The organism is Gottfriedia sp. S16(2024), assembly GCF_050473765.1.
GTDB lineage: Bacteria > Bacillota > Bacilli > Bacillales > Bacillaceae_G > Gottfriedia.
Genome location: NZ_JBFLUO010000001.1, coordinates 1207501 through 1221604, shown reverse-complemented (window position 1 = coordinate 1221604; position 14104 = coordinate 1207501). Strand labels below are relative to the sequence as shown.

Genomic DNA, 14104 nt, shown 5'->3' with positions numbered 1-14104 from the left:
ACAATGAATTTAACAGGAACAGAACGTGTAAAACGCGGCATGGCAGAAATGCAAAAAGGCGGCGTTATTATGGACGTAGTAAATGCTGAGCAAGCTAAAATAGCGGAAGCTGCTGGTGCAGTAGCAGTAATGGCATTAGAAAAGGTACCATCTGATATTCGTGCAGCTGGTGGAGTAGCACGTATGGCTGATACAAGTATTACTGAGGAAATTCTTAACGCTGTTAGTATTCCTGTAATGGCTAAAGCTCGTATTGGACATATCGTTGAAGCGCGTGTTTTAGAAGCAATGGGAGTAGATTACATCGATGAGAGTGAAGTATTATCTCCAGCAGATGATATCTTCCATATTAATAAATCAGATTACACTGTTCCATTCGTTTGTGGTTGCCGTAACTTAGGTGAAGCACTTCGTCGTATTGGTGAAGGCGCATCTATGCTACGTACAAAAGGTGAGCCTGGTACTGGAAACATTGTAGAAGCAGTACGTCACTTACGCCAAATCAATGGAGAAATCCGTAAAGTAGTTGGTTTATCTCGTGATGAATTAATGGTTGAAGCTAAAAACCTTGGCGCTCCATTTGAATTATTACTTCAAATTAAAGAACTTGGTCGTTTACCTGTTGTTAACTTTGCAGCTGGTGGAGTAGCAACTCCTGCTGATGCAGCTTTAATGATGGAATTAGGCGCTGACGGTGTATTCGTAGGATCTGGTATCTTTAAATCAGAAAACCCTGAGAAATTTGCTCGTGCGATTGTACAAGCTACTACTCACTATCAAGATTACGAATTAATCGCTAACCTTTCTAAAAACTTAGGTCCTGCTATGAAAGGTATCGACATGAGACAACTTGCTGCAGCAGATCGTATGCAAGATCGTAGCATTTAAGTTGGTGAATTTATGAAAATAGGTGTATTAGCATTACAAGGTGCAGTTCAAGAACATATAAATGCAATTAAAGCATGTGGTGCTGAAGCTGTTATCGTGAAACGTGTAGAACATATAGATGGACTTAATGGTATTGTATTACCTGGTGGAGAGAGCACTGCAATGCGTAAGTTGCTTGATCACGTTGGGTTATTAGAACCTTTAAAAGAGAAAATCGAAAATGGTTTACCAGCATTCGGTACATGTGCAGGCATGATCTTACTTTCAAAAGAGATTGCAAATGATGACACGGTGCATCTAGGAGTTATGGATATGGTAGCTGAACGTAATGCTTATGGTAGACAAGTGGATAGTTTTGAAGTAAACATCCCAATTAAAGGTGTTTGTGAAGACTACCCAGCTGTATTTATCAGAGCACCATTTATTCGTTCAGTATCAGGTGATGCAGAGGTTATTGCAGAACATGATGGTAATATTGTAGCGGTTAGACAAAATCACATGTTAGCAGCATCTTTCCATCCAGAATTAACGAGTGATTACCGTTTTATGAATTACTTTGTAGAGATGGTTAAGGAAAAAAGTGCAAATTTGAGTATGTAACTATTGAAAAAAGTAAAAGCTTATAGTAAATTATTATATAAATTTAAATTGTCTAAAGCGATGAAAGAAAATAGTAGCAAGTTCTAAATTTATAGAGAGTCGGTGGTTGGTGCAAACCGATAATGAAGACTTGTGAATCCATTCTTGAGCGAGTTACGGAATGCTTTTAGCTAGTAAGTAACTCCGGTAATATAGTCCGTTAACTATACTAAGGTGGAAGAATTACTTATTAATTCTTCAATTAGGGTGGCAACGCGGGTAGCTCTCGTCCCTTTTATGGGATGAGGGCTTTTTTGTATTCATTTTTATCCTTTAGACAATAAAAGAATAGGAGGAATTGAAATGTTAGACATTAAATTATTACGTAGCAATTTTGAAGATGTAAAAGCAAAACTTCAATTACGTGGTGGAGACATAAGCTATATCGAGAAATTTGAAGACTTAGATTTGAATCGTAGAGAATTACTTGTTCAGGTTGAAGGGTTAAAGAGCCGACGCAATGAGGTTAGCCAAGAAATTAGTGTGTTAAAGCGTGAGAAAAAAGATGCTGAAGCACTAATTGTTGAAATGAGAGAAGTTGGAGATAAAATTAAAGCTCTAGATGAAGAGATTAGAACGCTAGAAGAGCAATTAGACGCTATTCTATTTACAATTCCTAACTTAGTTAGTGATTCAGTACCAGTTGGGTTAACAGAAGAAGATAATGTTGAAATTCGTAGAATAGGTGAAGTTCGTACATTTGATTTCGAACCAAAGGCACACTGGGATTTAGGTGTTGACTTAGAGATTCTGGATTTTGAACGTGGTGCTAAAGTTACTGGTAGCCGTTTTACTTTTTATAAAGGTTTAGGAGCCAAACTTGAGCGTGCCCTAATCAGCTTTATGTTAGATATTCATACAGAGGAGCATGGATATACTGAAATGCTACCTCCTAATCTTGTAAATCGTGCTAGCATGATTGGTACAGGACAACTTCCAAAATTTGAAGAAGATGCGTTCCGTATCGAAAAAGAAGACTTTTTCTTAGTACCAACAGCAGAAGTACCTGTAACAAACTATCACCGTGACGAAATTCTTGATGGTGCTCAATTACCAATCGCATATACTGCATATAGCGCGTGTTTCCGCTCTGAGGCAGGTTCTGCTGGTCGTGATACACGAGGATTAATCCGCCAACATCAATTTAATAAAGTTGAACTAGTGCGCTTTGTAAAACCTGAAGATTCTTATATTGAGTTAGAAAAATTAACAGCTCACGCTGAAAAAGTTCTTCAATTATTAGGATTACCATACCGTGTCATTACACTTTGTGCTGGAGATATCGGATTTTCTTCTGCAAAAACGTATGACATTGAAGTTTGGTTACCAAGCTATGATGCATATAAAGAAATTTCTTCTTGTAGTAACTTTGAGGCGTTCCAAGCAAGAAGAGCGAATATACGCTTCAGACGTGATCCAAAAGGAAAACCAGAATTTCTTCATACATTAAACGGTTCTGGTCTTGCAATTGGACGTACGGTTTCTGCAATTTTAGAAAACTACCAACAAGCTGATGGTTCAGTTATTATTCCTGAAGTTCTTCGTCCATATATGGGTGGAAAAGAAGTAATTAAATAAGTAAAAAAGCAGATGGATCGAGATATTATTCTCAAGACACATCTGCTTTTTATTTAGATTGTTTTAACATTCATTTTATAATTAGGTGTGTTCCACAATTCCATCCATTTTTTAATAGCAGAAATTAAAATCACGACACCTAATACTAACATGATAATCGATAAGACACCATTTAACATACTATATCCGGCTGAATCATGGTTAAGATAAACATTTTTGATCATCCAGTATCCTGCATAATTTACTGTAATAAAAAGATAAGCGAGAGGAATCAAACATGTAAGCATATACCAACGTTTATCAGCTATCTTTAATAGTACTGTTGCACCAATGATTAACCCAATAGAAGCCATTAATTGATTAGATACTCCAAATAATGCCCAAATTGATCCAATATCCCCTGAAAATAAGAGGTAACCCCACATAAAGCATGCTAGCGCACTTGCAAAAATTGAACCTGGTATCCAATCAGTTTTCTTCAATGGTTTATAATATTCACCAAAGAAGTCTTGAATTAAATATCGTGCTACTCGAGTTCCAGCATCGATTGCTGTTAAAATAAATACGGCTTCGAACATAACAACAAACTGGAAGAAATAAGATGCTAGGTGACTAAACCAAGGGATCGAAGTAAATATGTACGTCATTCCAACCGCCAATGTAACAGCTCCACCAGTACGTCCTTCTAGACTTAATCCAATTTCTTTACTAAGTTCCGGTAAGTGGACAACATTCATTCCTAAAGTTTTAAAAACTTCTGGAGTAGAGTTAATTGCAAAGTAGTCTGCCGGTTGAAGTGCAGTAGCAGCGATTAATGCCATGATACCTACTAAACATTCAACTAACATTGCGCCAAATCCTACGACCTTTATATCGCTCCATCGATCAAGCATTTTTGGAGTTGTACCAGAGCCCACAAATGCATGGAATCCTGAGATTGCTCCACATGCTATCGTAATTGAAATAAATGGCCAAACTGGGCCAGCTAAAATCGGCCCCCCGCCGTTAACAAATTTTGTTACAGTCGGAAACTGTATGGATGGGTTAATAATAAATACCCCAATGATGAGTGCAATGAATACACCGATTTTCATGAAGCTACTTAGATAATCACGAGGTGCTAGTAAAAGCCATACTGGCAAAGCAGCAGCAAAAAAAGCATAGATCGGTAGTATAATAGCTAATGTCTGTGTATCAAAAGTTAAAAAATCACCTATAGCAGTTTCTTGAATTGTCGGTCCCATAAAAACTCCAACCATTAACAAAATAAATCCAATCGTTGAAGCCAATTTTAAATTGCCAGTTTTTTTATATAGTAGTCCTACACCCATTGCAATTGGTATAGTGATTCCAACTGCAAATGTCCCCCATGGATTATTTTCAAGCGCATGAAGAACAACCATTGAAAGTCCGGCCATTGTAATTGTAATAATAAATAGCATAGCTAGTCCCGTGCAGAAGCCTGCAACTGGTCCAAGTTCCTCTTTTGCTACTTCTGATAGCGACTTTCCTTTCTTTCTCATTGAAGCATATAAAACGACTGCATCATGTACTGCTCCACCAATTACAGCACCAATTAAAAGCCATAACAGACCTGGAAGGTAACCGAATTGAGCGGCCAAAATTGGACCTACTAGAGGGCCAGCTGCTGCGATTGCAGCAAAATGATGACCAAATGTTACCCATTTGTTAGTAGGGACATAGTCCTTACCATCATTTAACTCATGAGCTGGAGTAGGTATAGAATCATTTAACTTAAGTACCTTCACAGCCATAAATGTTCCGTATAGACGATATGCAATCATCAAAATACACATAGAAGCAATAACAATTGTAACCGCATTCATTTTATTTAATAATCCTCCTAAGTTTCTTTTATTTACACTAATTTTACTTTATGAAAACTAAAATTTTGGATTTTCAGCGTAAACTGCAATAAAAACAGGTTGAGAAGCATGGATGGATTATTGAAATACAAGCTTATAAATTAAAAAGTTGTTTAAGCTCCTTTGTGTACGTTCGACTAACAGGTACTTTTTCGCCATCATACATAATTAAATTATATGTGGAATTAAACCAAGGCTGAATTTCAATGATTTTATCCAAATTGACAATATAGCTCCGATGGACTCGGGTAAATGATGTATTTTGTAGCTTTCGTTCTAAATTGATCAAAGGTTCATTCAATCGATATGTCATCTTATCAGTAACGACACTTGTTTTACCTTCTTGTGTAAAAATATAGATGATCTCTTCGAACGTTATTAAAAGAATTCTCTCATCAACCGAAATAGCCAATTTATCTTGTTTTAAAAGTGGAGGATTCTTTTTTACTTCAGTTTTAATAGGTTTCATACTTAGCTTTGCTAGTTTTTCAATAGTCTTCTGAATTCTTATTTCATCAAATGGTTTTAAAATATAATCAATCGCGTGTAAATCGAAAGCATTTAAAGCGTACTCGTCAAAAGCTGTTGCAAAGACGATTGCTGGTTGATGGGTAAGGTCCTGCAGTTTTTGAGCTAATTCTAATCCACTTTCATCAGCTAGCTGGATATCTAAAAATACAACGTCGACTTCTTGTATTTGTAAGAGTTCCAATGTACTTCTAATTGAGTCCGTTTCACCAACTATTTCGACTTCCTTGCTTCTTTTTAGTAAATAAGCTAGTTCGTCTCTTGCCAATGGTTCATCATCTACAATTAGTGCCTTTAACATGAGTTATCCCTCCATTACTTCTTGCATTAATGGGATCCTTATCGATACTTTCGTTCCCGAGTTGAGGTCAGATTTTATTTGAAAATAATCTTTTTCCCCGTAAATTTCTTCAATTCGTTTTTTTATATTCCATAAGGCTGTTCCAGTTCCTTCTTTAGACTGTATTGTTTCATTCCCAATTGTATTTAGTAGCTCTGGCGAAATCCCCTTGCCATTATCTTCAGTAATGAGAATCATATCATTATTGAACTCATATGCTTGCACAGTTACCTTTAATTTTTTTTCCTTTGAAAAAGCATGTCGAATCGAGTTCTCTATAAGTGGTTGAAGTGTAAAAGGGGGGATTTGAACCGTTTTTAAATGAGGTTCTATTTGGAACTCAACAAGGAATTTAGTAGGAAACCTAGTTTGTTCAATGGTTAAATATGCTTCTACATGTTCTAATTCCTTTTCTAAAGTGACTAAGGTCTGCCTTGCCCCTTGTAAATTATTTCGAAAAAAAGTACTTAAATGGATTAGTAATTTTCTAGCTTGATCAGCATCTGTTCTAATTAAACTTGAAATTGTATTTAAAGAGTTGAACAGGAAGTGGGGATGCATTTGTGCTTGTAATGCTTTTATTTCCGCATCTTTCATTAATTTCCGCTGCAGTTCAGCTTCTGCTAATTCCAATTGGGTAGAAAAAAGTTTAGATAATCCGTCGGCTAGTTCTTTTTCAACTTTTCCCAACTTGTTGGAATCCGTGTAATATAGCTTTAAAGACCCAACTGTTTTATTTAAAGCTTTTAACGGCAGCACGATAGCCGCACTTAAAGGGCAATCCATGTGGAAGCACTGAATTTCATCTTTTGAAGTAGCAATAATAATTTTTCCCTCTTTTAAAGCCTTTCTAGTTAGTTTTGTTGCTAAGCTATTCATTGGTTCATGGTGATCTGAACCTGCACCTACATGAGCAAGTACGCTTTTGTGATCAGTAATCGAAATTGCATCTGCCTTGGTTAATTTAAAAATGATTTTTGCCGCTTCGTTACATGAATGAGGGGTTAGTCCCTGTCTAAAAAACGGTAAAGTTTGCTCTGCAATATAGAAGGCTTTGTTTGTTTGAAGCGCTCGCGTTTTTTCTTCTTCCTGTAAAATATTTTGGATGATTAATATAAAGATAAGCGTACCAAATCCATTTATTAGAATCATTGGTAGAGCAATTACTTCGACAAGATGAAGAGCGGCCCAAAATGGTTTTGCGATTAAAAGAATAATCCCCATTTGAACACATTCCATAATAATACCAATTGAAACGACACTCCAAAGGGATTTGTTTTTCTGTATCCCGAATCTTTTTCTAAGTAGTCCTGTTACAACTCCCGCAACGATTGTCGAAATGGCACATGCATATGCAGTAAATCCACCTAAAGTTAGACGGTGTAAGCCTGCTATTAATCCGACTCCTAAGCCAACAATCGGACCGCCGATTAAACCGCCAATGGCTACTCCCATAATTCGTGTATTTGCAATTGCATTATTACTTGCTACATTGAAGTGCCATGACTGAGACATAATTGACTCATGATAAATATGAACACCGGTATAATTGCTAATTACTCCAAAGGCACCAAATATAACAATTAGGATCACTTTTGCACCAAAGGAGTGTTCATTTTGAATGATTTGTCTAAATGATTTCATTCTAGAAAGTAAAAAGGCAAGTATAACGAGAATACCCACTCGTTCCAGCATTAGCGGTATTAATTCAAACATTTCTTTCTCCTTAAAAATTTCTAATGTTTTTAAATGGTAGTACCATTATAAATACAAATGAATTTTCTGTATATTTTTTCTACTTATATAAAAGGTATATATTTTAATAATAAGAAGACAATAACAACTGTCGTTAAAAGGGGCATTTTAGTTTTCGGAAAAAATTTATATTTTTTTTAGAAGAATGCTTGACCTCATTTTTTTTGTATGGTATTATAAATCTTGTCAAAACGGAGTAATACCCAAGTCTGGCTGAAGGGATCGGTCTTGAAAACCGACAGGGGTGTAACAGCCCGCGGGGGTTCGAATCCCTCTTACTCCTCCATTTTTTTATAAATAAAAGAGTGCATATATATTAGACAGCTCGTTACATTCGTGTAACGAGTTTTTTGTTTGTTTATCAAATAAATCGAAAAAGAAAAAGCTGCGTACAGTACAATGTAAAGTTCGCAGCTTTTTCTTTTATTTATTTGGAAGACAACTATTATCTAGATTTCATATATTTTTGTGAATGATTTAGCACGTTTCCAATCTTCTTAACGATTTCTTCTACAGAAGATTCATTTTTAATTAAATCATATTCGCTAATACTTAAACGAAGGACAGGACAAGCGTTAAAGTTATTAATCCAGTTTTCGTAACGTGTATTCATTTCTTTCCAATATTCAATCGGAGTTTGTTGCTCCATAGGACGTCCACGCTCTTTAATTCGCTCAACAACTTCATCGAATGTACCTTCTAAGTAAATTAATAAATCAGGAGCAGGGAAGTAAGGAGACATAACCATAGCATCAAAAAGACTAGTATATGTTTCGTAGTCTACTTCACTCATCGTTCCTTTTTCGTAATGCATCTTCGCAAAGATGCCAGTATCCTCGTAGATTGAACGATCTTGGATAAATCCACCGCCGTATTCAAACATTCTTTTTTGTTCTTTGAATCGCTCTGCTAAGAAGTATATTTGTAAGTGGAAGCTCCAACGAGCAAAATCTTGATAAAATTTATCTAGGTATGGGTTTGTATCTACTTTTTCAAATGATGTACGAAAGTTTAATGCATCTGCAAGTGCGTTGGTCATAGTAGATTTTCCTACACCTACTGTCCCGGCAATTGTAATAACTGCATCATTTCGTATTCCGTATTTTTCACGTAAATTCATATACTTCTTAGCTCCTTTTGTAAGGTGTTTTCTAACGATTCAAGTATCATCGCTAAATCTCTTGGGTTATTAACGAAGTCAATTTGATCACCGTCAAATTTTAACACTGGAATTTCAGGGTATTTAGCTTGAAATTCTTTCATGTGTGTCTCGTAATCTTCAATTAACTGAAGTAGGTACTGATCCTCGATCAATTGTTCGAATTCTCTACCACGAAGTTGAATACGCTTTTGTAGAGTCTCAAGGCTTGCCGTTAAGTAAATAACCACATTAGGCTTTGGCATATCCTCAGTTAATATTTGATATATTTTTAAATATTTATCATGCTGCTTGTCTTTTAATGTTCTGCTAGCAAAAATTAAATTTTTAAGGATGTGGTAATCTGCAACCACTGGAATCGATTTTTTAAGAAACATTCGGTCTATATCTTCTAGTTGTTTAAATCGATTACAAAGGAAAAACATTTCTGTTTGGAAACTCCACTCTTCAATGTCCGTATAAAACTTACCCAAAAAAGGATTTTCATCTACAATTTCTTTTAATAGCTCATAATGAAAGTGTTCAGAGATCGCTTTGGATAGAGATGTTTTTCCGACACCAATAGGTCCTTCTACTGTTATAAAAGGTACACGTATCATCTCTTGTCCTCCTTACTAGTCAAATTCCGTATCATACTCAAAAAACATACAGAAACTATTTTAACATACTGTAGTCAGAGGGAATACAATTTTAAAATTTTTCCAATTACTGATTATTTGAGTTCACCAAATGATTGATCATTTCTTCTATTTCTTGAGTTTGAATAAGCGTTGCATTTAAAATGTCTTTCATCATATAAATTGCAACCTTCTCATCATAATCTGTAACCGAGGAAATTGCATCTTGAGGTATAATTAAGTTATAATCCCGCATAAATGCATCATTTGCTGTAAAAAGTACACAACGATTTCCTGCAACACCTACAATAACCAAATGGGTAATTTTTAATTTTTTAAGTAATTCGTCTAAACTTGTTAAGTAAAAACCTGAGTAGTTAGGCTTAAAGATAAAATAATCTTCCTCATTAGGTTGTATTTGTTTTATTAAGTCGTAACTTAAAGGATTTAGACAATGCTTAATAAGTTTCTTTTGAGTCGGGTTTTCGATTTTATAGTGATCATTAACGTATATAGTAGGAAGTTTTTTGTTTTTAAAAATGTCTCTTATGTAATTTATTTTCGGAACCATATGGATTGATTTTTCCGCAAGAACACTTCCGTGTTTAAAAGTAAATGAGTTGATTAAATCGACAATTAATAATGCAGGCAACTGCTTGTCTTTTTGATTTGAAGAATTCAATCGGCTTCACTCCAATCTATGTTTAGTTTATCTACTCGTAAAAAGAATATTTGTTTGTTAAAGAAATAAAGAGGTGTAAAGTTTGAATAAAGATGAGTTTTATATGAAGTTGGCAATTGAGGAAGCACTAAAAGCAGAGGAAATAGGGGAAGTACCTATTGGAGCTGTGTTGGTTTACAACGATCAAGTCATTGCAAGAGGGTATAATTTACGTGAAACAAAACAAACAGCTTTAGGTCACGCAGAAATGAGTACAATAGAAGATGCGTGTAAGGTTATTGATTCTTGGCGATTAGAGGAAACAACTCTTTATGTAACGCTCGAACCTTGTCCGATGTGTGCTGGTGCAATAATTCAATCAAGAATTCCAAGAGTTGTTTTCGGTGCAAAAGATCCGAAGGCAGGTTGTGGAGGATCAATATATAATCTCTTGCAAGAAGATCGATTTAACCATCGCTGTGAAGTAACTTCGGGTATATTAGAAGAAGAATGTGGTAACTTATTAACGAACTTCTTTAGAGAGTTGCGATCTAGAAAGAAAAATTTACCTTCATAAGGACAAGGATTGATTTTTTATTTAGGTTCGTATATACTTTAACTACCGCTTCAATCAGCGGTTTAAAATTAGGTTGTAACTTTGCCGTGCTAGGTGGGGAGGTAGCGGTGCCCTGTACTCGCAATCCGCTCTAGCGAGACTGAATTCCACTCCGAGGTGTATCTATTTCAGGGTCTGCCTTAAATAAGTGGTGTTGACGTCTGGGTCCTACGCAACGAGAACTCATGAACCTTGTCAGGTCCGGAAGGAAGCAGCAATAAGTGAGCCATCTCGTGTGCCGTAGGGGTGCCTGGGCCGAGCTAACTGTTTAAGTAACGCCTGGGGTAGTGCATCGACGAGTGGTGCACGGCAGTAACTTTATAAAAACTCACTCAATTTTGGGTGAGTTTTTTTGTTTTCTTTAAAATATTTTCCATGAAATCATTACATAGGGTATAATAATGATGACTTTGTAAGAAGGAGGAAACCAATTGACTTATCAAGCATTATATCGTTTGTGGAGACCGCAGCAATTTAAAGATGTAGTTGGTCAAGATCACATTATACGAACGTTACAAAACTCCCTTCTTCAGCAAAAAGTATCACATGCATATTTGTTTACGGGTCCGCGTGGAACAGGTAAAACGAGTACAGCAAAAATCTTTGCAAAAGCTTTAAATTGTGAACATGCACCTACTAATGAACCTTGTAATGAGTGTGCCATTTGTAAAGGAATTACTGATGGATCAATTTCAGATGTAATTGAGATTGATGCTGCATCAAACAATGGTGTAGATGAAATACGTGATATACGGGAAAAAGTAAAATATGCTCCTTCTGTAGGCAAATTCAAAGTGTACATAATAGATGAGGTCCATATGTTATCAATAGGGGCTTTTAATGCATTATTAAAAACATTAGAGGAGCCTCCAAGTCACGTTATCTTTATATTAGCTACCACTGAACCACATAAAATACCTTTGACGATTCTATCAAGATGTCAACGATTTGATTTTCATAAGATAAGTGCTCAAACGATTTCAGATCGATTGACAGTTGTACTAAATCATCAGCAAACAACAATTGAACCAGAAGCTTTGATGATGTTATCTCGTGCAGCTGAAGGTGGAATGAGGGATGCGTTGAGCATTCTGGATCAAGCTATATCATATAGCGATGAATCAATTTCATTAGATGATGTTTTAGCGGTAACAGGCACAGTGGCTCAAGAACGTTTAATATCTGTTGTTTCAGCAATAATAGATGGTAATGTGTCAGTTTGTTTGACTAATATTGAAGAACTATTAAACCAAGGTAAAGATCCAGTTCGATTTATAGAAGATTTAACAGTTTATTATCGAGATATTCTATTATATAGGCACTCACCAAGTACGATTGAATTACTTGAGAGAGCAACAATTAGTGATCAGTTTAAAGAGCTTTGCGATTCATACAATGATGAGTTAGTTTATCAAATTATTGCTTCATTAAGTAAAAGTCAGCAAGAAATGAAATGGACTAATCATCCGAGAGTTTTGCTTGAGGTGGCAATTGTACAACTTTGTCAAAAAGCTTCTGTGAGCGGTATCGGAAAAAAACAGGACGAGCTGACACCATTAATAAATAAAATTAATGCTCTTGAAAAAGAAGTAAAATTTTTAAAGGAAAATGGTATTACAGTAAGTGGAACGAATGATTCTTCTACTAGTCCAAAACCGAAATCGTCTACATCTCGTTCGAAAATACCAAATAGTTTAATTCAAGGTGTACTAAGAGCTGCTTCTAAACCAGAAAAAAATAAGGTTATAGCAGTTTGGACATCACTTCAAGATCAATTAAGGCAACAAAATAAAGTTTCTACTGCGACATTAGTATCATATGGTGAAGTTGTAGCAGCTTCTTCTGAGCAGTGTATTGTTGCTTTTAAATCAGAGACAATTTGTGATTTAATCAATAATAACGGAGAACAAGAGCACTTAACAACAATTAATCAAACATTATCTAATTTATTAGGTGCAGAAATGAGTATGTTAGCAATTCCCGAAGAAGATTGGAGATCGACTAGGGATTCATTTTTAAATACAACAAAACAAAAAGAGACTTCAACAGAAGTTTCACCAATCGTACAAGAAGCAATCAATCTTGTTGGCGAAGATTTAGTCATTATTAAAGAATAACTATATTGGAGGAAATGAAAATGATGCGTGGCGGAATGGGCAATATGAATAATATGATGAAACAAATGCAAAAAATGCAAAAACAAATGGAACAAGCACAAAATGAATTAAACGAACGTACATTTGTTGGCAATGCTGGCGGTGGAATGGTAACTGTTACAGCTAATGGATTAAAACAAATTGTTGAAGTTACTATTAAAGAAGATGTAGTAGATCCAGAAGATATTGAGATGTTACAAGATTTAGTTTTAACTGCAACTAATGATGCAATTAAACAAATTGAAGATGCAACAGCTAAAACAATGGGGCAGTTTACTAAAGGAATGAATATTCCAGGATTATTTTAGAGGTTAAGACAAATGCATTACCCTGAGCCGATATCCAAATTAATAGATAGTTTTATGAAATTGCCAGGGATTGGTCCCAAGACGGCCGTTCGACTGGCATTTTTTATGTTAGATATGAAGCAAGATGACGTGTTAGACTTTGCAAAATCAATGATAGATGCAAAAAGAAAACTACTTTACTGTTCAGAATGTGGCCATATAACTGACCAAGACCCTTGTTATATTTGTAGTGATCAACATCGAGACCGATCTACGATATGTGTAGTTCAAGATACAAAAGATGTAATTGCTATGGAAAAAATGAGAGAATATCAAGGTTTATATCATGTACTTCATGGTGCAATTTCTCCTATGGAGGGAGTTGGACCGGAAGACATTAAAATAATGGAATTATTGAGCAGATTAAAAGATGATGTAGTTCAAGAAATTATTTTAGCTACCAATCCAAATATTGAGGGTGAAGCAACTGCTATGTATATTTCTAGGCTATTAAAATCTACGGGTATAAAAATTACTCGAATCGCACATGGTCTACCAGTAGGCGGAGACTTAGAATATGCAGATGAAGTTACACTTTCAAAAGCTCTGGAAGGTAGAAGAGAACTTTAGAAACTGATTAATGGAGAGAGACCATGGGTTTTTTTCGAAAAAAAGGAAAGATTCGTAAAGAATTTGATGAAAAGTTAGTTGATAGACTACATGATTACAAAGATATTTACTTAAGTCAGGTAGAGTTAATGGAAAGAAGTGTGGATCCACCTGATGACTTGTTAATCCATGTTAAGCTTTATCAAGCTAAATATTTCTTCTTATTAAAAGAAGCAAAGGCAAGAAATGTTTTGATAACAAAGATGAAATAGGTAAAAGAGTTTATTGTTTAGGCAATAAACTCTTTTTTATTAATATTTTTTGTCATTGATTAGTTCCTTTTCTCATACAATCTTAGTAAAAGGTGTACAAGTTATATGAGGGG

Annotated in this window: 14 protein-coding genes, 1 tRNA gene, 1 other RNA gene and 1 other annotated feature; of the genes, 10 read left to right on the top strand and 6 right to left on the bottom strand. The window is 35.3% G+C overall.

Going from position 1 to position 14104, the window contains the following annotated elements:
- Positions 1 to 3: 3 nt before the first annotated feature.
- The 3 genes from pdxS (at position 4) to serS (ending at position 3105) form a co-directional block, all read left to right on the top strand.
- Positions 4 to 888, top strand: coding sequence for a pyridoxal 5'-phosphate synthase lyase subunit PdxS (pdxS, locus tag AB1282_RS05870; protein ID WP_056471238.1), 885 nt, complete (start codon positions 4 to 6; stop codon positions 886 to 888).
- A gap of 12 nt (positions 889 to 900) precedes the next feature.
- Positions 901 to 1488: a pyridoxal 5'-phosphate synthase glutaminase subunit PdxT gene (gene pdxT / locus AB1282_RS05865; protein ID WP_429898692.1), complete on the top strand. Its 588-nt coding sequence runs from the start codon at positions 901 to 903 to the stop codon at positions 1486 to 1488.
- Positions 1489 to 1539: 51 nt separating this feature from the next.
- Positions 1540 to 1764 (top strand) — a binding site (T-box leader).
- Positions 1765 to 1830: 66 nt separating this feature from the next.
- On the top strand, positions 1831 to 3105 hold the full coding sequence (gene serS / locus AB1282_RS05860; protein WP_429898691.1) for a serine--tRNA ligase: 1275 nt from the start codon (positions 1831 to 1833) through the stop codon (positions 3103 to 3105).
- Positions 3106 to 3158: 53 nt separating this feature from the next.
- On the opposite strand, the gene cstA is transcribed toward serS, so the two are convergent.
- The 3 genes from cstA to AB1282_RS05845 form a co-directional block, all read right to left on the bottom strand.
- Positions 3159 to 4952, bottom strand: a complete 1794-nt coding sequence (gene cstA, locus AB1282_RS05855) for a carbon starvation protein CstA (RefSeq protein ID WP_429898690.1) — start codon at positions 4950 to 4952, stop codon at positions 3159 to 3161.
- A gap of 133 nt (positions 4953 to 5085) precedes the next feature.
- The gene (locus AB1282_RS05850; protein ID WP_429898689.1) at positions 5086 to 5820 is read right to left on the bottom strand and encodes a LytR/AlgR family response regulator transcription factor; all 735 of its coding nucleotides are present in this window, start codon (positions 5818 to 5820) and stop codon (positions 5086 to 5088) included.
- A gap of 3 nt (positions 5821 to 5823) precedes the next feature.
- Positions 5824 to 7575 carry a LytS/YhcK type 5TM receptor domain-containing protein gene (locus tag AB1282_RS05845; protein WP_390313312.1) on the bottom strand — a complete coding sequence of 584 codons (1752 nt, stop codon included), beginning with the start codon at positions 7573 to 7575 and terminating at the stop codon, positions 5824 to 5826.
- Between the two features lie 232 nt (positions 7576 to 7807).
- Here AB1282_RS05845 and AB1282_RS05840 point away from each other — a divergent pair.
- Positions 7808 to 7900 (top strand) — tRNA-Ser (locus AB1282_RS05840).
- A gap of 159 nt (positions 7901 to 8059) precedes the next feature.
- On the opposite strand, the gene AB1282_RS05835 is transcribed toward AB1282_RS05840, so the two are convergent.
- From AB1282_RS05835 to AB1282_RS05825, 3 genes are all read right to left on the bottom strand, one after another.
- Positions 8060 to 8734 (bottom strand): deoxynucleoside kinase, encoded by a 675-nt coding sequence (locus tag AB1282_RS05835; RefSeq protein ID WP_056471221.1) that lies wholly within the window; start codon positions 8732 to 8734, stop codon positions 8060 to 8062.
- The gene (locus AB1282_RS05830; protein ID WP_056471218.1) at positions 8731 to 9372 is read right to left on the bottom strand and encodes a deoxynucleoside kinase; all 642 of its coding nucleotides are present in this window, start codon (positions 9370 to 9372) and stop codon (positions 8731 to 8733) included. Before AB1282_RS05830 ends, AB1282_RS05835 begins: the two co-directional genes overlap by 4 nt.
- Positions 9373 to 9478: 106 nt before the next feature.
- Entirely contained in the window at positions 9479 to 10072 is a 594-nt protein-coding gene (locus tag AB1282_RS05825) for an isochorismatase family cysteine hydrolase (protein WP_056471216.1), read from the bottom strand.
- An 82-nt stretch (positions 10073 to 10154) separates the two neighbouring features.
- Between AB1282_RS05825 and tadA the strand changes: the two genes are divergently transcribed.
- The 6 genes from tadA to AB1282_RS05795 all read left to right on the top strand — a co-directional run bounded on the left by tadA (position 10155) and on the right by AB1282_RS05795 (position 13991).
- Positions 10155 to 10628 (top strand): tRNA adenosine(34) deaminase TadA, encoded by a 474-nt coding sequence (tadA, locus tag AB1282_RS05820; RefSeq protein WP_056471213.1) that lies wholly within the window; start codon positions 10155 to 10157, stop codon positions 10626 to 10628.
- 84 nt (positions 10629 to 10712) lie between these two features.
- Positions 10713 to 10977, top strand: an RNA gene (ffs, locus tag AB1282_RS05815) — signal recognition particle sRNA large type.
- A 121-nt stretch (positions 10978 to 11098) separates the two neighbouring features.
- The gene (gene dnaX, locus AB1282_RS05810) at positions 11099 to 12784 is read left to right on the top strand and encodes a DNA polymerase III subunit gamma/tau (RefSeq protein WP_390313316.1); all 1686 of its coding nucleotides are present in this window, start codon (positions 11099 to 11101) and stop codon (positions 12782 to 12784) included.
- 20 nt (positions 12785 to 12804) lie between these two features.
- Positions 12805 to 13131, top strand: a complete 327-nt coding sequence (locus AB1282_RS05805) for a YbaB/EbfC family nucleoid-associated protein (protein ID WP_056471206.1) — start codon at positions 12805 to 12807, stop codon at positions 13129 to 13131.
- Between the two features lie 12 nt (positions 13132 to 13143).
- The gene (gene recR / locus AB1282_RS05800) at positions 13144 to 13740 is read left to right on the top strand and encodes a recombination mediator RecR (RefSeq protein WP_056471203.1); all 597 of its coding nucleotides are present in this window, start codon (positions 13144 to 13146) and stop codon (positions 13738 to 13740) included.
- Positions 13741 to 13763: 23 nt separating this feature from the next.
- The gene (locus AB1282_RS05795; protein WP_056471200.1) at positions 13764 to 13991 is read left to right on the top strand and encodes a YaaL family protein; all 228 of its coding nucleotides are present in this window, start codon (positions 13764 to 13766) and stop codon (positions 13989 to 13991) included.
- Positions 13992 to 14104 lie beyond the last annotated feature (113 nt).

Coding starts and splice junctions, on each gene's coding strand:
- cstA (WP_429898690.1), bottom strand. CDS start 4,952: ATGAATGCGGTTACAATTGTTATTGCTTCTATGTGTATTTTGATGATT.
- AB1282_RS05805 (WP_056471206.1), top strand. CDS start 12,805: ATGATGCGTGGCGGAATGGGCAATATGAATAATATGATGAAACAAATG.
- AB1282_RS05845 (WP_390313312.1), bottom strand. CDS start 7,575: ATGTTTGAATTAATACCGCTAATGCTGGAACGAGTGGGTATTCTCGTT.
- AB1282_RS05795 (WP_056471200.1), top strand. CDS start 13,764: ATGGGTTTTTTTCGAAAAAAAGGAAAGATTCGTAAAGAATTTGATGAA.
- AB1282_RS05835 (WP_056471221.1), bottom strand. CDS start 8,734: ATGAATTTACGTGAAAAATACGGAATACGAAATGATGCAGTTATTACA.
- pdxS (WP_056471238.1), top strand. CDS start 4: ATGAATTTAACAGGAACAGAACGTGTAAAACGCGGCATGGCAGAAATG.
- AB1282_RS05830 (WP_056471218.1), bottom strand. CDS start 9,372: ATGATACGTGTACCTTTTATAACAGTAGAAGGACCTATTGGTGTCGGA.
- recR (WP_056471203.1), top strand. CDS start 13,144: ATGCATTACCCTGAGCCGATATCCAAATTAATAGATAGTTTTATGAAA.
- AB1282_RS05850 (WP_429898689.1), bottom strand. CDS start 5,820: ATGTTAAAGGCACTAATTGTAGATGATGAACCATTGGCAAGAGACGAA.
- serS (WP_429898691.1), top strand. CDS start 1,831: ATGTTAGACATTAAATTATTACGTAGCAATTTTGAAGATGTAAAAGCA.
- pdxT (WP_429898692.1), top strand. CDS start 901: ATGAAAATAGGTGTATTAGCATTACAAGGTGCAGTTCAAGAACATATA.